This is a genomic window from Escherichia sp. 10290, from assembly GCF_030295155.1.
In the GTDB taxonomy this organism is placed as follows: domain Bacteria; phylum Pseudomonadota; class Gammaproteobacteria; order Enterobacterales; family Enterobacteriaceae; genus Escherichia; species Escherichia coli_F.
Genome location: NZ_AP025741.1, coordinates 2,916,696 through 2,935,040 on the forward strand (window position 1 = coordinate 2,916,696; position 18,345 = coordinate 2,935,040).

Annotated in this window: 16 protein-coding genes and 1 pseudogene; 4 read left to right on the forward strand and 13 right to left on the reverse strand. The window is 52.1% G+C overall.

The window, feature by feature from the left end:
* Positions 1 to 101: 101 nt before the first annotated feature.
* The 8 genes from menE to QUE74_RS14740 form a co-directional block, all read right to left on the reverse strand.
* Positions 102 to 1,457: an o-succinylbenzoate--CoA ligase gene (menE, locus tag QUE74_RS14705; protein ID WP_000577552.1), complete on the reverse strand. Its 1,356-nt coding sequence runs from the start codon at positions 1,455 to 1,457 to the stop codon at positions 102 to 104.
* Entirely contained in the window at positions 1,454 to 2,416 is a 963-nt protein-coding gene (gene menC / locus QUE74_RS14710) for an o-succinylbenzoate synthase (protein ID WP_001255604.1), read from the reverse strand. Before menC ends, menE begins: the two co-directional genes overlap by 4 nt.
* Entirely contained in the window at positions 2,416 to 3,273 is an 858-nt protein-coding gene (gene menB / locus QUE74_RS14715; protein ID WP_000640000.1) for a 1,4-dihydroxy-2-naphthoyl-CoA synthase, read from the reverse strand. Before menB ends, menC begins: the two co-directional genes overlap by 1 nt.
* Before the next feature lie 14 nt (positions 3,274 to 3,287).
* The gene (gene menH, locus QUE74_RS14720; RefSeq protein ID WP_000600516.1) at positions 3,288 to 4,046 is read right to left on the reverse strand and encodes a 2-succinyl-6-hydroxy-2,4-cyclohexadiene-1-carboxylate synthase; all 759 of its coding nucleotides are present in this window, start codon (positions 4,044 to 4,046) and stop codon (positions 3,288 to 3,290) included.
* Positions 4,043 to 5,713: a 2-succinyl-5-enolpyruvyl-6-hydroxy-3-cyclohexene-1-carboxylic-acid synthase gene (menD, locus tag QUE74_RS14725; RefSeq protein WP_001354789.1), complete on the reverse strand. Its 1,671-nt coding sequence runs from the start codon at positions 5,711 to 5,713 to the stop codon at positions 4,043 to 4,045. The genes menH and menD overlap by 4 nt, the downstream gene beginning before the upstream one ends.
* Positions 5,714 to 5,798: 85 nt before the next feature.
* Positions 5,799 to 7,097, reverse strand: a complete 1,299-nt coding sequence (menF, locus tag QUE74_RS14730; RefSeq protein WP_001191445.1) for an isochorismate synthase MenF — start codon at positions 7,095 to 7,097, stop codon at positions 5,799 to 5,801.
* A gap of 78 nt (positions 7,098 to 7,175) precedes the next feature.
* Positions 7,176 to 7,481: a stress response protein ElaB gene (elaB, locus tag QUE74_RS14735; RefSeq protein WP_000070621.1), complete on the reverse strand. Its 306-nt coding sequence runs from the start codon at positions 7,479 to 7,481 to the stop codon at positions 7,176 to 7,178.
* Between the two features lie 54 nt (positions 7,482 to 7,535).
* Entirely contained in the window at positions 7,536 to 7,997 is a 462-nt protein-coding gene (locus QUE74_RS14740) for a GNAT family N-acetyltransferase (protein WP_000574089.1), read from the reverse strand.
* A 64-nt stretch (positions 7,998 to 8,061) separates the two neighbouring features.
* Between QUE74_RS14740 and rbn the strand changes: the two genes are divergently transcribed.
* The 4 genes and pseudogenes from rbn (at position 8,062) to QUE74_RS14760 (ending at position 12,356) form a co-directional block, all read left to right on the forward strand.
* On the forward strand, positions 8,062 to 8,979 hold the full coding sequence (gene rbn / locus QUE74_RS14745) for a ribonuclease BN (RefSeq protein WP_001353072.1): 918 nt from the start codon (positions 8,062 to 8,064) through the stop codon (positions 8,977 to 8,979).
* 187 nt (positions 8,980 to 9,166) lie between these two features.
* Positions 9,167 to 10,389: pseudogene (locus QUE74_RS14750) on the forward strand (ElaD/SseL family deubiquitinase).
* 389 nt (positions 10,390 to 10,778) lie between these two features.
* Complete coding sequence (locus QUE74_RS14755) at positions 10,779 to 11,753, forward strand: M28 family metallopeptidase (protein WP_001354792.1); 975 nt, start codon at positions 10,779 to 10,781, stop codon at positions 11,751 to 11,753.
* Between the two features lie 99 nt (positions 11,754 to 11,852).
* Positions 11,853 to 12,356 carry a YfbM family protein gene (locus QUE74_RS14760; RefSeq protein WP_000525343.1) on the forward strand — a complete coding sequence of 168 codons (504 nt, stop codon included), beginning with the start codon at positions 11,853 to 11,855 and terminating at the stop codon, positions 12,354 to 12,356.
* Between the two features lie 62 nt (positions 12,357 to 12,418).
* Here the strand turns inward: QUE74_RS14760 and nuoN are convergent, their stop codons facing one another.
* The 5 genes from nuoN to nuoJ form a co-directional block, all read right to left on the reverse strand.
* On the reverse strand, positions 12,419 to 13,876 hold the full coding sequence (gene nuoN, locus QUE74_RS14765) for an NADH-quinone oxidoreductase subunit NuoN (RefSeq protein WP_000156701.1): 1,458 nt from the start codon (positions 13,874 to 13,876) through the stop codon (positions 12,419 to 12,421).
* A gap of 6 nt (positions 13,877 to 13,882) precedes the next feature.
* Complete coding sequence (nuoM, locus tag QUE74_RS14770; RefSeq protein WP_000926437.1) at positions 13,883 to 15,412, reverse strand: NADH-quinone oxidoreductase subunit M; 1,530 nt, start codon at positions 15,410 to 15,412, stop codon at positions 13,883 to 13,885.
* A gap of 230 nt (positions 15,413 to 15,642) precedes the next feature.
* Complete coding sequence (gene nuoL, locus QUE74_RS14775; RefSeq protein ID WP_001056608.1) at positions 15,643 to 17,484, reverse strand: NADH-quinone oxidoreductase subunit L; 1,842 nt, start codon at positions 17,482 to 17,484, stop codon at positions 15,643 to 15,645.
* Complete coding sequence (gene nuoK, locus QUE74_RS14780) at positions 17,481 to 17,783, reverse strand: NADH-quinone oxidoreductase subunit NuoK (protein ID WP_000612644.1); 303 nt, start codon at positions 17,781 to 17,783, stop codon at positions 17,481 to 17,483. Before nuoK ends, nuoL begins: the two co-directional genes overlap by 4 nt.
* Complete coding sequence (gene nuoJ / locus QUE74_RS14785; protein WP_000393511.1) at positions 17,780 to 18,334, reverse strand: NADH-quinone oxidoreductase subunit J; 555 nt, start codon at positions 18,332 to 18,334, stop codon at positions 17,780 to 17,782. Before nuoJ ends, nuoK begins: the two co-directional genes overlap by 4 nt.
* Positions 18,335 to 18,345: the final 11 nt, after the last annotated feature.

Here is an 18,345-nt window from a genome sequence, read left to right on the forward strand (position 1 = left end):
GTTTGCTAAGAGTTTTCACATCAATTTACAGATTAACAGATAAACTCTTCATCAACGGCAATGGAATGGCAGAAATGAGAAGTGAAATGGAGAGTCAATAATTATTGCTGACGTTGCACCCATTCTTTTAGCGCCTGACGTGAAATTTTAATACCGCCGTTTTTCAGTTCAGGTGGAAGCGTCAGCCAACGCACCGGTTGCTGAAAACGGGCCAGCTTATCTTTCACCCATTCGCCAAGATCAACGGTTTGCTGGTCATACTCCACCACCGCTACCGGTCGATGACCAAACTCCTTGTCAGCAACGGGAACGATAAACACCTGCAAAACCGCAGGATGTGCAGCAATTACACGCTCCACCTCTTCCGGCTGAATACCCTCGCCACCACTGAAGAACAGATTATCTAAGCGCCCGACAATGGTCAGTTTACCGTTATGCATCTCGCCGCGATCGCGCGTAGCGTACCAGCCTTCGTCATTCACCAGCGGCACCAGTTGTCCGTTACGCCAGTAACCTTCTGCCATGCTGGCAGCCCGCAGCCACACTTCATCGTTAACGATTTTCACTTCCCGACCGGGCAGCGGCGAACCGACGTCCACCAGACCATCGGCTTCTTTCGCACACACCGTGGAGGCAAACTCGGTCAGACCATAGCCACAAAAGCAACGAATACCCTGCTCGCGCGCCTGTTCCGTCAACTCGACCGGGATCGCCGCGCCGCCAAGCAACACTGCTTTCAGGGAAACGGAACTGCGGTTAACCAGCAAACGCCAGAGCTGCGTCGGCACCAGCGATGCGTGAGTACAGCCTGCCAGCATGTGATCCAACGGCTGTTTATCACGTACCGTCATCCGCGCACCAGCGTATAACCAGCGCCACATAATTCCCTGACCGGAGACGTGAAACAACGGCAAAGAGAGCAACCAGTCATCGTGATCGCCAAACGGAATCAGCGATAACACCCCTTCGGCGCTGGCAAGATGGGCCTGATAAGTATGAACAGCGGCTTTCGGCAACCCGGTGGAGCCAGAAGTTAACGTCATTGAGCACAGACGCGTCGGCTGCCACGCAGCGGCATGTACGCCTTCAACCTGCTGAATATGCAGCGACGTTAACGCCGGAAACGTGTTTTCCCCATCCGGCACCAGCGCAAATTGCAGCGTCAGATTGGGCAGCAATTCTTCAAGCAACGGTTGCGGCAGCTGAGGGTTCACGGGCAACACCCGCGCCCCGCATTGCAGTAACGCCAGCCAGGCGAGCAGCGTTTGCGGCGTATTCCACGCCCGCAACATCACGCCGCTGCCCTCAACAACGCCCTGCGCCGCAAAGCCGGAGGCTAATTCATCGACGCGAGCACAAAGCTCGCGCCAGTTAAGTTGCTCGTCATTAAGACGTAAGGCGATGGCTTCTCCCCGCACTTGCCGCCAGTGACGCCACGGCCAGTCAGAGAAGATCATAACAGCCGCTCCAGTGCATCAACTTCCACTAACGGTAGCGGGCTACCCGGCCAGCGACGAACCTGCTGCGCCTGCATCAGATCCAGCGTGTCCAGCCCCGGAATGGTGTCTGGCGTTAACCAGGCGGCAATCCGCGCCAGTTGCGTTAAGCCTAAGCTCGACTCAATAGAAGAACTGATCACCGCCGTCAGCCCCAACGCGTGCGCCGCCTGCACCTGCTCACGTACTTTCTCCAGGCTGCCCGTGAGCGTGGGTTTGATCACCACCGCTCGCACGCCTTCTTCCGCCATAAAGGCAAAATCCGGCTCACGCAGGCTTTCATCCCAGGCAATGGCAATACCCGTTTCACGGGCAAAGGCGCGGGAATCCTCGCGGGTTTTGCACGGTTCTTCGAGAAACGCGATGCGGCCGCGATAATCCGGGTTAACGTATTTGGCAAACTGCTGGCCTTTCAGCGGCGTCCAGGCGCGATTCGCATCAAGACGCAAATGCAGATCCGGAATGGCCTCCAGCAACAGATTCACCACCATGCCGTCGCGCACCGCTTCGTACAATCCCACTTTGACCTTCGCCACTTTCTCACCTGGCATATCGGCAAGTTTGAGGATCAGATCGTCAGGATCACCATTACACAACGGTGCAGCACGGAAATTTGCCGCCTGTGGTAACGTGTCTGCCAGCTCAGCCAATGCACAGCTTACGCCAAAGGCGACGGAAGGCATTTGCGGTAATTCGCAATCGCCTGCCAGCCAGTTATTTACCCAGGCAAGCAGCACACTTTGCGCCTCTTCCCAGGTTTCCTGACTGAAGCCCGGCAGTGGGGAGATCTCCCCCCACCCTTCGCGCTCGCCCTCGCGCAGGCAAACGTATAGCCCGTCGCGGGTTTTTAACCGCCTGTCGCGCAGAACCACCCCCGCGTCCATGGGGATCTGCCAGCGGTATACCTGCGCGCTACGCATTACGGATTCCGTTTAAATTTGCTGAAATCAGGCTGACGTTTCTGGTTGAAGGCGTTGCGACCTTCCTGACCTTCTTCTGTCATGTAGAACAGCATGGTGGCATTGCCCGCCAGCTCCTGCAGACCCGCCTGACCGTCACAGTCAGCGTTCAGCGCAGCTTTCAGGCAACGCAGCGCCATCGGGCTGTTTTGCAGCATTTCGCGGCACCAACGCACGGTTTCTTTTTCCAGATCTGCCAGCGGCACCACGGTGTTCACAAGGCCCATATCCAGCGCTTGTTTCGCGTCGTACTGACGGCACAGGAACCAGATTTCACGCGCTTTTTTCTGCCCAACAATGCGCGCCATATAGGAAGCGCCCCAGCCGCCATCGAAGGAACCGACTTTCGGGCCAGTCTGACCGAAGATGGCGTTTTCCGCCGCGATGGTCAGGTCGCACATCATGTGCAGAACGTGACCGCCGCCGATGGAGTAACCCGCTACCATCGCGACAACCGGTTTCGGACAGGTACGGATCTGACGCTGGAAGTCCAGCACATTCAGATGATGTACGCCGGAATCATCTTTATAGCCGCCGTAATCGCCACGCACTTTCTGGTCGCCACCAGAGCAGAACGCTTTATCGCCTGCACCAGTCAGAATAATTACGCCGATGTTATCGTCATAACGCGCATCTGCCAGTGCCTGGATCATCTCTTTTACCGTCAGAGGACGAAAGGCATTGCGCACCTGCGGACGATTAATGGTGATTTTTGCGATACCGTCGGTGGATTTTTCATAACGAATGTCCTCGAAACCTTCGGAGCAGTCGTGCCATTCAACCGGTGCGTAAAGCATTGCTTCATCAGGATAAATCATATTGTGTCCTTTAGTCAGAAACGCAAGATCTGCGCCAGACTTGCGATTACGCCAGCGGGATTTTCCCGGTGCGCGTTATGTCCGGCGCGAGGAATGACATGGCAGTCGGCAGCCAGTTCCGCCGCCAGAGCGCGGAATTTGCTGTCACGTTCACCACATAAATAATAAAACGCAAATGTGCGGGCGCTAAGGTTAGCACGTAAATCAGGCTGGACGGCGAGAGAAGTGGCCTCCAGCATAGTAGCAAGCGTTACACCGTTATTGTGGCTACGCAGCGCCACCAGCTCCCGGCGTTGATCGTCATTGAGCGAGGCAAAGACAGGCTGTTGATACCAGTCGGCAAATACCGCCGTTAATGGTTCTGTGCGAAAACGCTGCGCCCATTGGCGATCGGAAAGCAGACGTTCCGTGCGTTGTTCAGCACTTTGCAATCCCGGATGCCCGCCTTCGACCACAACCCCACTCAGCCCCGGCATCCCCTGACAAGCCGCCATCATCGCCACCCGTCCGCCAAGCGAGTACCCCACCAGCCAGAAGTTAAGGATGTTGTAACTAACCAGAGTTTTACGCAGTAAGCCGGTGACATCATCAAATCCATCGACGCTAATTGCTGCCGAACCACCGTGACCTGGGAGATCAACATACAACCGCGAGTAGTCGGCAAACGCCTCGCCCACTTCTTGCCATTCATGGCAATCGCCGGAAAAACCGTGCAAAAACACCAGCCAGGGTAAACCTGGTTTGCCGTGTTTTGCCTGCGCGTGCAGGATCATAAATGGCTTACCTGCGCCAGCAGTTGCTGGAGGGTTTGCGCACCATCGGTGTCGTTAACCACCATTTCAATTACCGTGGTGGTCGGCGTGCGCCAGGCGTCGGCAAGTGCCGTTTCAAGTTCCTGCCAGTTTTGCGGACGATGATATTTCAGCTCGAACATCGCGGCGGCGTGCTCAAAATGGACGTTTTGCGGCATCAGATAGAAACGCTCACGCTCGCTTTTCGGTGTCGGCAGCAGCGAGAAAATTTGCCCGCCGTTGTTGTTCACCACAATTAATACCAGCGGCGCGGAAACCTGGCGCAATAGCGCCAGCGCGTTGAGATCGTAAAGTGCTGAGAGATCGCCCACAATCGCCAGCGTCGGTTTGCCACTGGCCCGCTGAACGCCTGCGGCAGTAGATAGCAGCCCGTCAATACCGCTGGCCCCACGGTTGCTATACACCGGGTAACCCGCCGGAAGTTGCGAGAGCGCATCGATCAGACGTACCACCAGGCTGTTGCCAACAAACAGTTGCCCCTGTTCCGGCAAATAGTCGCTGATGCGATGCGCCAGTTGTGCTTCGCCAAACGCATCGCGACGGGCAATAACCGCCTGCATTGCCTGTTCCGCCAGGCGCGGGATTTCAACGCACCAGGGCTGGCGTTTTTCTGCCGGATGCAGCTCCAGCCAGTCGGCAATATTGGCAATTAAGCGGCGTCCGCGATGGTGTGCCGGATCAAGTCGACCTTCAATGTCATCAACAATCCAGTACTCTTCTGGTTCACAGCTTGCCTGCCATTGCAGGAGCCGTTTGCCCGTCAGGCTGCTGCCCAGTTGCACCACAATCTGCGCCTGTTGCAGTTCGCTTGTCGCTTTGGCATTGCCTAACCAGAGATCGGCACACGGCAGCGGCTGCCCGGTTTGCGACAGGACGTCGCCAATCAGCGGCCAGCCAAGAGTTTGCGCCCACAGAGCAACTTTTTTGCCCTCTTCCGCACTCATGCGACCAGCAACCACCACGCCGCGCTTTTGTCGCCAGAAGAACCAGTCACGCTGTTTTTCACTTTCCAGACGAGGCGCTTCACGCAGCCACGGTTTATCGTCCTGCCACCAGTCGCCAAGACGCTGTTGCCAACTAAGCCCGGTGTCGTCCATCTCGCCATATAGCGGTTCAGCAAACGGGCAGTTGATATGGACTCCTCCAGCATGAAGCGTACCAAGGGCGTGGTCGATAGTAGAGACCAGCCAACGGGCAGAAATATCCTGCGTCGGGCGCGGCAGTGAAATGCTATGCGTAGGATGAGAGGCGAACATTCCCGGTTGACGAATCGCCTGATTCGCGCCGCAGTCAATGAGCTCCGGCGGGCGATCGGCGGTTAGCAGGATCAGTTTTTCTCCGGTTAACCCAGCTTCTATTAGTGCCGGATAGAGATTTGCTACCGCCGTGCCGGAGGTCACAATCACCGCCACCGGCTGCTTGCTGACTTTCGCCAGCCCCAGCGCCAGATGCCCCAGTCCACGCTCATCAAAATGGGTGTGGTGAATGAATGCGGAATTCTCCGCCGCCGCTAACGTTAACGGTGTAGAACGCGAGCCAGGGGCGATACAGATGTGTCTGACGCCGTGACGCGTTAATGCTTCCAGAATGACCGCCGCCCAGCGTCGGTTAAATGCGCTTACTGACATGAGTTTGTCCGGTATCAATATTGCGGCTAAGTATAAGGAGCTACAAAAATAGATTATTGATATGAATCGGTAATGATGCGACTCATTACTCTTCCATTTGTAATAAAGTACGCAGCCCTGCCGCTTTGTTGTCGATTTCCTGCCACTCTTGCTCGGGGTCGGAGCCACGGACAATGCCCGCGCCAGCATATAACCGCACGACATTGCCGCTAATTTTTGCTGAGCGCAGGGAAACGCAGAATTCGCTTTGTTGTAACGAAAGATAGCCCGCGGAACCGGCATACCATTCACGGGTGAACGGTTCGTGACGGGCGATAAACTGCCGCGCCAGGTCACGCGGTAAGCCCGCAACCGCGGCCGTTGGCTGCAACTGATGTAAACAGATCACATCATCCGCTTTGTTGAGTGAAGTCCAGATACAGCGGCGCAGATGCTGCACTTTACGCAGACGCAGTACCTGCGGCGGTAAAACATCCAGCGTCTGGGTATCGGCCTGCAATCGTTGGCAAATATCTTCCACCACCAGCATGTTCTCGCGCTGGTTTTTATCATCCGCCATCAGCCACTCGCCCAACTGCTGCGCCTGCTTATCATCAGGATGATTTGCTACCGTTCCCGCCAGCGCTTCAGTACGCAGCGCTTTGGCACGCCGCCGCCATAGCCGTTCCGGTGAAGAGCCAAGAAAAGCATTGTCGCTATCAAAGGCCATGTAAAAATGGTAGCAGTTCAGATTGAGCCGACGACTGGCAGCCATCATTGCTGCCGCATTGACCGGACTTGCGAAATGCAGGTCAGTCGCCCGAGCAATAACCACTTTGTCGAGTTCACCTTCGGTGATGGTTTTCGTTGCCAGTTCGATTAATTGCGTCCAGCCCGTTTTGTCCGGCCAGTGTTGTTCTCGCGTGGTCGTTAAATGTAACCCTGGCAGGGACTTGATACTCACCAGTGTGGCGATAAATTCTTTTGCCTTTATCGCATCGTGCTGAAGGGAGCTTTCGCTGAATAGCGTCAGCCGCAGCGTGGCTTTACCGCCACAGCGTCGCCATTCCAGTCGTGGTAAAAGTAAATTGCCCTGCGACGGGTCAAACGCATTCAGCCCCCATATGCGTAAATCGGCGTGTTCCGGGTGCTGGCGAAGAAAACGTTGTGCCTGGTCCAACGACGTAAAACAGGTAATCGCGCCCAGGACGGCAGCTTCTTCATCACCATTACGTTGTTGCCAGTAGAATTGCGGATACGTTTGCTGACTGGCCAGCCAGCTCAAGGCATCAAAAGCATCTTTGAGAGGGAAAGGAGTATCAATAACCCGAATGCCGGGTGTCGCTGGAATCTCTTGCGACAAAAGGCGCAGTAGATTTTCCAGCGCCGTAGTGAGTGATTGCACGCGGACCTCTCCCTGTTAAAAGCCTCACATTATACGGGGTACTACAAAAAAAATGCAGTACCCCGGTGTAGGGAGGTTTTAACGGCGTGCCAGCAACAGTCCTAATACCAGCCCAACGGCCGCGCCCACCCCAATTCCTTGCCAGGGTTTTTCGTGGACGTAGTCATCAGCACGATAAACAGCCTGCTTCGCCCGATAGTAATAACTGTCTGAAGCCTGGCTAACCCGTTTTTTCACATCATCCAGCGCTTTTTCTGCACGCGCTTTCAGCTCAACATATTTCTGATCGGCGGGATCGCCAGAGGAGCGGAGCACCTCTTCCAGTGTTTCACTAAGCAGCGTCAGGTCGTCATCGATACGTGTATCACCAAACTGATTAGACATTCTCGTTCTCCATTTGCGTAAAACCTGTCACTAACTATAGACAATGGTTATTGATTACGCCTGAATTACCTCGCGTGCCATCCCAATGTGTGGGATACCATCTTCTTCATAGACCTCCGTCACAGGGATAAAGCCAAAACTTTGGTAGAAGTTTTGTAGATGCGCCTGCGCCCCGAGGTAAACAGGCTTATCAGGCCAGTAATGCGCGCATGTTTCGAGTGTTTTACTCATCAGCTGCTGCCCCACTTTTTCGCCACGCAACGCTTCACTGACAATCACCCGACCAATAACGACCGGTTCAAGATCATCATCACTTTTCAGAATCCTCGCATACGCTACCAGTTCATCATTTTTCCAACCGAGAATATGGCGATTATCTCCCGTCAAGTCATCACCATCGATATCCTGATAAGGGCAATTCTGCTCAACAACAAAAACCGCGCAACGCAGTTGTAATAAGGCATAAAGCTGGGAAACCGATAATTCAGAGTGATGCAGATCTTGCCATTCAATCATAATGCTCTCCTTTTAGATGTATGCCTTATACTAGCCGGAATATTTTTTGAAACGTGATGAACTCATGGAATTAATTTTTTTAGGTACTTCAGCCGGTGTGCCAACCCGTACGCGCAATGTCACGGCAATATTGCTTAACCTGCAACATCCGACCCGGAGCGGTCTTTGGTTGTTTGACTGCGGTGAAGGCACCCAGCATCAGCTACTGCATACCGCCTTTAACCCTGGAAAACTGGATAAGATTTTTATCAGTCACCTTCATGGCGATCATCTCTTTGGTTTACCCGGCTTACTATGCAGTCGTTCTATGTCTGGTATTGTCCAACCCTTAACGATTTATGGTCCGCAAGGTCTCCGTGAATTTGTGGAGACTGCGCTGCGGATTAGCGGCTCATGGACCGATTATCCGCTGGAAATTGTCGAAATTGGCGCTGGCGAAATTCTCGATGATGGCCTGCGCAAAGTGACCGCTTATCCGATGGAGCATCCACTGGAATGTTATGGCTATCGTATTGAAGAACATGATAAACCGGGTGCATTAAATGCCCAGGCATTAAAAGCTGCTGGCGTGCCGCCTGGCCCACTGTTTCAGGCATTAAAAGCGGGCAAAACAATCACGCTGGAAGACGGAAGGCAGATTAACGGCGCAGATTACTTAGCCGCTCCAGTGCCAGGTAAAGCGCTCGCTATTTTCGGTGATACCGGCCCCTGCGATGCCGCACTTGACCTGGCTAAAGGCGTCGATGTCATGGTACACGAAGCGACGTTGGATATAACCATGGAAGCCAAAGCCAATAGTCGCGGCCACAGCTCTACACGCCAGGCTGCGACACTGGCCCGTGAGGCTGGAGTCGGTAAGCTAATCATTACCCACGTCAGCTCGCGCTATGATGACAAAGGTTGTCAGCACCTGTTACGTGAATGTCGGTCAATTTTCCCGGCGACTGAACTGGCGCATGATTTCACCGTGTTTAATGTTTAACTCTGCTTCCTACTAAAAACAGGGCGAAACTTGCCCTGTTATCGCAACCCGCGCCACATATATCCCCCCACACGGGCATATTGAGCGATTTTTGATATTTATTCATCTCCGCACGCACTATATTCAGAGCAATAAGTTGCCTCTTTTTATCTTCATTCAGCACAACCTTTGCAACTAAAAGGAGCCTATGATGGTTACAGTTGTCAGCAATTATTGTCAATTATCTCAAACACAACTCAATCAGACATTTGCAGAAAAATTTACTGTGACCGAGGAATTACTGCAATCTTTAAAAAAAACAGCATTATCCGGAGATGAAGAAAGCATTGAGTTACTGCATAATATTGCGTTAGGTTATGATGAATTTGGAAAAAAAGCCGAAGATATTCTTTATCATATTGTTAGAAACCCAACAAATGAAACCCTATCGATTATCCGACTTATCAAAAATGCCTGTTTAAAATTATATAATTTGGCACATACCGCAACCAACTCCCCCCTTAAACCAGCTGGTCCGGATAATTCAGATGATCTCCTGTTCAAAAAGCTATTCTCCCCGTCAAAATTAATGACAATTATCGGTGATGATATTCCTCTTATATCTGAAAAACAGTCGCTTTCAAAGGTACTTTTAAATGATAAGAATAATGAACTGAGCGATGGTACAAACTTCTGGGATAAAAATCGTCAATTAACCACGGATGAAATAGATTGCTATCTTCAGAAGATCGCCGCTAATGCAAAAAATACTCAAGTCAATTATCCTACTGGTCTCTACCTCCCCGATTCCAACAGCACTTACCTGGAAATCGCTCTCAATGATAATATTAAGAGCGATCCATCATGGCCGAAAGAAGTCCAGTTATTCCCCATAAATACTGGCGGACACTGGATATTAGTTTCGCTACAAAAAATAGTTAATGAAAAAAATAACACACAACAAATAAAATGCGTCATATTCAACTCATTACGTGCACTAGGCCATGATAAAGAAAATTCACTTAAGCGTGTCATTAATAGTTTCAATTCTAAATTCATGGGAGAAATGCCGAATAATAAGAATATAACAGATCATTTAACTGAACAAGAGATAACATTTTTACATGCCGATCTTCAGCAATACTTAAGCCAAAGTTGCGGTGCATTTGTGTGCATGGCAGCCAAAGAAGTAATTGAACAAAGGGAAAGCAATTCTGACAGCGCTCCCTATACGTTATTAAAAAACTATGCTGACAGATTTAAAAAATATTCAGCAGAAGAGCAGTACGAAATTGATTTTCAACATCGACTGACAAACAGAAATTGTTATTTAGATAAATATGGCGATGCAAATATCAATCATTATTATAAAGACTTAGAATAAAACACTCACAACCCAAAAATAGATCATCAGGAAAAAGAGTAAGTTAACATCATTGTTAGTCAATTCGACCAGTCAGCAAATATGCTGACTGATCGAACATAGTTTGCTAAAAAGTCATCACTGACCGATGTCAGTCACACCATCCGCCAGTTCAATCTACGGGTATTTCCAGCGTATCGCGGCACGCGATTGCTGGTCTGTTGATGTAGTGGATTGTAGTTGCTGACTTTTCTTACCCTCAGATTTCTGCCCCCTGTCAATTCAATCTGCCAATAAATAACATAATTATATTTTTTCTCATACGAATTCCTTTTTAAAATAGCGAACCCACTGTAAAAAAATACTTTTTGTATATCTCTACCAACCGTAATAAAATAAACACTCATAACTCATTATAAATAATTATAAAATAACGCCTTTTATTGATAATTTACATATGAAAAAAATGACACCTCTTTATTTTATATCATTACTACTATCGCTTACTTTTATTATTTTTTACCAACCCTGGATCAATGCATTACCGCCAACTCCCCGACACGCAAGTCCTGAGCAATTAGAAAAAACAGTTCGTTATCTTACACAAACTGTGTATCCCCGTAGTGCAGACATTATTGATAATCTGAATAGGTCCGCAGAGTATATAAAAGAGGTCTTTGTCAGTAGCGGTGCCAGAGTTACCGGGCAGGACGTTCCCATTACGGGAGGTCCCTACAAAAATATTGTAGCTGATTATGGTCCTGCCAATGGACCGCTGATTATTATTGGTGCGCACTATGACTCTGCCAGCAGTTTTGAAAAAGATCAATTAACCTATACGCCTGGCGCGGATGATAACGCCAGCGGCGTGGCAGGATTACTCGAACTGGCACGTTTGTTACAGCAGCAAACACCGAAAACTGGCGTGCAGCTGGTCGCCTATGCGTCGGAAGAACCGCCCTTCTTTCGTAGCAATGAAATGGGGAGCGCGGTACATGCAGCTTCGCTTAACCGCCCAGTACAGTTAATGATTTCTCTGGAGATGATTGGCTATTACGACTCTGCGCCTGGGAGCCAGGATTACCCTTACCCGGCAATGTCCTGGCTTTATCCTGAACGGGGTGACTTTATTGCCGTGGTCGGCAGAATACAGGATATCAACGCCGTTCGTCAGGTAAAAGCCGCATTGTTGTCATCCCGGAATTTATCTGTTTATTCTATGAATGCCCCAGGGTTTATTCCCGGCATTGATTTCTCTGACCACCTTAATTATTGGCAACACGATATTCCCGCCGTAATGATTACCGACACCGCTTTTTATCGTAATAAACAATACCACTTGCCCGGTGATACCGCAGACAGATTGAATTATCAGAAAATGGCTCAGGTCGTGGATGGCGTTATCACCTTGTTATACAACAGTAAACAATAAAATTTTCTCGAGGCGGGTCCAGAAAAAGCAACATGCGCATTTTATTTTCCCTCATCTGTTTTAAGATGCGAAACATGAAATTCAACGGAGGAAAAATAAATGGGAATGATTGGCTATTTTGCGGAAATCGACTCAGAAAAGATTAACCAACTGCTTGAGTCAGCTGAAAAACCTTTAATGGACAATATTCATGACACGCTTTCAGGATTACGCCGACTGGATATTGATAAACGCTGGGATTTTTTACATTTTGGCCTGACAGGCACCTCTGCGTTCGATCCAGCGAAGAATGATCCGCTGAGTCGTGCTGTGCTTGGTGAACACAGCCTCGAAGATGGCATAGATGGTTTCCTGGGGTTGACCTGGAATCAGGAGTTAGCTGCGACAATCGACCGACTGGAAGCTCTTGACCGAAATGTGCTGCGTAAACAGTTTTCCATTCAGCGACTCAATGAAATGGAGATTTATCCGGGAGTAACCTTTTCAGAAGAGTTAGAGGGGCAACTCTTTGCATCCATCATGCTTGATATGGAAAAATTAATTAGCGCTTATCGGCGTATACTGCGACAGGGGAATCATGCGCTGACGGTTATTGTTGGGTGATGATGTCATGACAAAAAAACCGCCGAACTTGTCGGCGGCTTTCTGACTTACGAACTGACAGCTTACATCAGCGGCATTGCTAACCGAACAATGCTAATCAGCGGTTGTGGCCATACACCCAGCACCAGTACCAACAGTGCAGAGATCAGCACCACGATACCGCCCGCGCTGTACTGCCAGTTTGATGGTGCATCGCGACCCGGTTGTTCCGGGGCGTGCAGGTATAAGCTCACCGCTACGCGCAGGTAGTAGTAGAGGCCAATTGCCGAACCGACAACCACGGCCCCCACCAGCCACCACAGGTGTGCCTGGACACCGACCGCCAGCACGTAGAACTTACCGATAAAGCCCAGCGTCATCGGAATACCGGCCAGTGACAGCATCATCACCGTCATCACTGCCGCGAGGATCGGACGATGCCAGAACAGACCACGGTAAGAGAACAGGGAATCAGCATCCGGACCACGGTAAGGGCTGGACATCAGGCTGACTACGCCAAATGCGCCGAGGCTGCTGAACAGATAACCCGCGAGGTAAACCCCTACCGCTTCCATCGACATCTCGCCGGTTTGCAGCGCAATCAGCGCCACCAGCAGATAGCCGAGGTGAGAGATAGACGAGTAGCCGAGCAGACGTTTGATATTGGTCTGGCTCAGCGCCATCAGGTTACCGAAGATGATGGAGGCAAAGGCGATAATCGCCAGCACCACGCGAATCGCTTCGCTATCACCCACTGGTGCGTAGAGGAACAGACGCATCACCACGCCGAAGATAGCGATTTTGCTCGCCGTCGCCAGGAAGGTAGAAACTGGCGCAGGCGCGCCCTGGTATACGTCTGGCGTCCACAGGTGGAACGGCACCAGAGAGAGCTTGAAGCCGAGGCCGACAATCATCAGGCCAAAACCTGCCAGTAACAGCGGCTCGTTGAGCATGCCGTCGCCAAGGTTTTTACCCAGTGCAACAAACGACAGGTCGCCAGACTGCGCGTACACCAGTGCCATACCAAACAGCAGGAAAGAAGATGCTGCAGCAGAAAGGATGGTGTATTTGATACTGGCTTCCAGCGAACGTTTCTGGCGGAAAGCGTAACCGACCAGGCCAAACAGCGGCAGAGAGATCAGTTCAATACCGAGGAACAGAGACGCCAGGTGATTGGCATTCGCCAGCAGGATCCCGCCCAGAGCGGCAATTAACACCAACAGGTAGAACTCGTCCTTGTTGTCGTTATAGCCTTCAAGCCACGGGTAGGCGAAAGTACAGGTGGCGAGGCTCGCCAACAATACAAGCCCAGTGTAAAGCATGGCGAAACCATCAACGCGCATCAGCGGCGTAACGTCCATAGCGCCAGCCTGGCCGACAAACCAGAGCGAAACCAGCGCCGCGTTAAGCCCAATAACCGAGAGCGTAGCGTTGAGGAAATGATTGCGTCGCCACGCAATGGAGAGCATCACAACCACCACCGTCAAGCCGACGATCAGCAACGGTAGCAGTGCGATCAGGTTTTGTGGAGTTATTGTCATGGCGATTTACGGCCTTGTAGTAGTAACGGAATTAACAAACCACTGCTGGATATTGCCAATCGCGGAGTGCGAGGTATCCAGAATCGGCTGCGGATAGAAGCCCAGCAGTACCAGCAGCACCACCAGCAACAGGATCATAAACAGCTCACGCAGCGACATCCCTGGCAGTTCCTGGCTGGCAATCTGGCTTTTCGCTTTACCGAAGTAAGCGCGATGAAGCATCGCCAGCGAATAAACAGATGCAAAGACCAGCCCAAAGGTAGAGATAACGGTAATCACCGGGACAACCTGGAAGCTGCCGAACAGAATCATAAATTCGCCGACGAAGTTACCGGTGCCTGGCATCCCAAGCGTTGCCACTGCAAAGAACAGTGACAGTGCTGGCAGCCATTTCATTTTGCTCCACAGACCGCCCATCATGCGCATATCGCGGGTGTGGATACGTTCATAAAGCTGACCGCAAAGAATAAACAGACCCGCCGCCGACAAGCCGTGAGCAATCATCTGAATGACCGCGCCCTGGTAGGCTAACTGGCTGCCGGTGTAGATAGCAATCAGCACGAAGCCCATGTGGGAAACCGAGGTGTAGGCGATCAGACGTTTGATATCGGTCTGGGCGAAGGCCATCCACGCACCGTAGAAGATGCCGATAACACCCAACCACATGGCGATTGGCGCGAACTCTGCCGACGCGTTCGGAAACAGTGGCAGAGAGAAACGCAGCAAACCGTAAGCGGCGGTTTTCAGCAAGATCCCCGCGAGGTCAACGGAACCGGCAGTCGGTGCCTGAGAGTGCGCATCCGGCAGCCAGCCATGCAGCGGAACCACCGGCATTTTCACCGCAAATGCGATGAAGAAGCCCAGCATCAGCAGGTATTCCACGCCGTTAGACATCGGCGTATTCAGCAGCTCTTCATAATTGAAGGTCCAGACGCCGGTCGCATTGTAGTGAACAAAAACCAGCGCCAGGATAGCAATCAACATCACCAGACCACTCGCCTGGGTGTAAATGAAGAACTTGGTTGCCGCCGTGATACGCGTTTTACCGTCAGAAGCTTTATGCCCCCACAGTGCGATCAGGAAGTACATCGGCACCAGCATCATTTCCCAGAAGAAGAAGAACAGGAACATGTCGATGGCAAGGAACACGCCGATAACGCCGCCCAGGATCCACATCAGGTTGAGGTGGAAGAAGCCCTGATATTTTTCGATCTCTTTCCACGAACAAAGTACCGCCAGCACGCCGAGCAGACCGGTCAGCACGACCATCAGCAGCGACAGACCATCAATGGCGAGATGAATAGAGATACCAAAACGCGGGATCCACGGCATGTCGAATTCAGACTGCCACTGCGGAATTCCGGCAGATTGCGTCAGTGAATAACCGCCCTGCAACCACAGTTGCAGCGACAGCGCCAGCGTCAATCCCATGGTGATCAGCGCGATCCAGCGTGGCACCTTGACGCCAAAGCGTTCGGTCTGCCAGCACAGGAAGCCGCCAATAAAGGGGATTAGTATTAACCAGGGTAATAACATAGCTAAGTATGTCCCTTATATTTACTCCTGCTCAGGCTATCTCACTCGCCAGCCCGAATCCCGGCAGTGCTCGCAATCCTCACGTACTTAAGTACGCTCCGGTTGCTGTGCGCTGGCGGTATCCGGTCTGACTTCGCCGATGACGCCTGTACTTCAGGAACAGTTACCTAAAATTTATTCTTAGTTCACAGACCCGGCGCAACGCCGGGTATATTCACTCAGCCAACAACTCAACGCAGTACCATCAACAGTGCCAGCACCACGACCGCACCGATGCTCATGGATGCCACATACCAGCGCAGATAACCGTTCTCGCTTAACAGCAGACCTTTACCTGCAAAGCGGGAAAGGACAGCCGGGATGTTCATCATTGAGTTCAGCGGATCGCGTTTCAGCAACCAGGCAATACCCAGGAACGGCTTGACGAACACTTTGTCGTACAGCCAGTCAAAGCCCCAGGCGTTGTACCACCAGGTACCCAGCAGACGGCCCGGCGCACTGTTGGCGATGGAGGTCACCAGAGTACGTTTACCCAGCCACAGCCAGGCTGCCAGCAGAATACCAACCACCGCGACCACGCCAGAGGTAATTTCCAGGGTCAACATGCTGCCGTGCGCCAGTTCCGTAGTTTGCGGAAGCACGCCCTGCAGCGGCGGTACAATCAGTGCGCCAACGAAGGTGGAAAGGATCAGCAGCACAATCAGCGGCAGGCTGTGAGTAATCCCTTTCACGGCGTGAGCGTGAATTTGTTCTTTCCCGTGGAAGACGATGAAAATCATACGGAAGGTGTAGAGCGAGGTCATAAACGCACCGACCAGACCTGCCACCATCAGATTGATATGACCATTCGCCATCGCACCGGCGAGGATCTCATCCTTACTGAAGAAGCCCGCAGTAACCAGCGGCAGTGCCGACAGTGCTGCACCACCCACCAGGAAGCAGAGATAAACCAGCGGAATAGATTTACGCAGACCGCCCATCTTGAAGATGTTCTGTTCGTGATGGCAGGCCAGAATGACGGAACCGGATGCCAGGAACAGCAGCGCTTTAAAGAACGCGTGGGTCATCAAGTGGAAAATCGCCGCATCCCATGCCTGTACGCCAAGCGCGAGGAACATGTAGCCAATCTGGCTCATGGTAGAGTAAGCGAGAACACGTTTGATATCGGTCTGTACCAGCGCGGCAAAACCGGCCAGCAGCAGCGTAACTGCCCCGACAATACCCACCAGATGCAGAACTTCTGGTGTCATCAGGAACAGGCCGTGGGTACGGGCGATCAGGTAGACACCCGCGGTTACCATCGTTGCGGCGTGGATCAGCGCGGAGACAGGCGTCGGGCCCGCCATCGCGTCGGCAAGCCATGTCTGCAACGGCAGCTGCGCAGATTTACCAACCGCACCGCCCAGCAGCATCAGCGTCGCCCACATCAGCATGTTATTGCCGTCAGCAAAGTGCGCGGGTGCCAGTTCCACCATTTCACGGAAGTTCAGGGTGCCCAGTTCGTTGTAGAGAATGAACAGCGCGAAAGCGAGGAACACGTCACCCACACGGGTCACGACAAACGCTTTCATTGCCGCTGCGCCATTCTTCGGATCGGTGTAATAGAAACCGATCAACAGATAGGAGCACAGGCCAACGCCTTCCCAGCCGAGGTACATCAACAGCAGGTTGTCAGCAAGAACCAGAACCACCATGCTGGCGATGAACAGGTTGGTGTAGGCGAAGAAGCGAGAGTAGCCCTCTTCACCACGCATGTACCAGGAGGCGTACATGTGAATAAGGAAACCGACACCGGTGACCACCGAGAGCATGGTCAGCGACAGGCCGTCCAGCACCAGATTGAAACCGATGTTAAAGTCGCCTACCGACATCCATGTCCACAGCGGCTGGCTGTATGCCTGCTCACCGTTAGCGAAGAAGTCAACGCCGATAAAGGCAGTTACCAGCGCCGCCAGGCCCACAGAGCCAACGCCCACGATCGCTGAGACGTTTTCAGACCAGCGCCCACGGGAGAACGCCAGCAGGACGAAGCCAATCAATGGCAAAATAATGGTTAAGGCAAGCATGTTCATCCGCGCATCTCACTTACTGAATCGATGTTCAGGTTCTGGCGACGACGGTGAAGTTGCAGCAGCAGCGCAAGGCCGATACTCGCTTCCGCCGCCGCGAGGCTGATGGCGAGAATGTACATCACCTGACCGTCGGTCTGACCCCAGTAGCTTCCGGCGACCACAAAGGCCAGCGCAGAGGCGTTAATCATGATTTCCAGACCAATCAGCATAAAGAGCAGATTGCGACGGATAACCAGACCGGTTAAGCCAAGAACGAATAAGATTGCCGCGAGGATCAGTCCATGTTGTAAGGGGATCATGCGTGCTCCTCCGTTTTTCTTTTCGCGCTGTCGTCTTTACGATTGCTCAGCACTTCACCCGCACGCTCTTCACGACCGACGTGGAAGGCCACAACCAGACCAGCCAGCAGCAGCATAGAAGCCAGTTCCACCGCCAGTACGTAAGGCCCGAACAGCGTAATACCCACTGCTTTAGCACTGATTGGCGTACCGTCGATACCCTGATCGTTAACACCGAGAATGGCGTAAACAATCACCACCAGCATGATGGCTGACAAAATTGCCGGACCAATCCACACCTGCGGTTTCAGCCACTGGCGTTCCTGTTCGATTTCCGAACCGCCCAGGTTGAGCATCATCACCACGAACACGAACAGCACCATAATGGCACCCGCGTAGACGATAATTTCCAGCGCACCGGCGAAGTAAGCGCCCAGTGAGAAGAACACCCCGGAAATCGCCAGCAGCGAAATAATCAGGTACAGCAATGCGTGTACCGGATTGGTATGGGTGATCACTCGCAAGGTCGCAAGTATGGCTATCAGGCCACAGATATAAAAAGCGAACTCCATTGCCCCTCTCC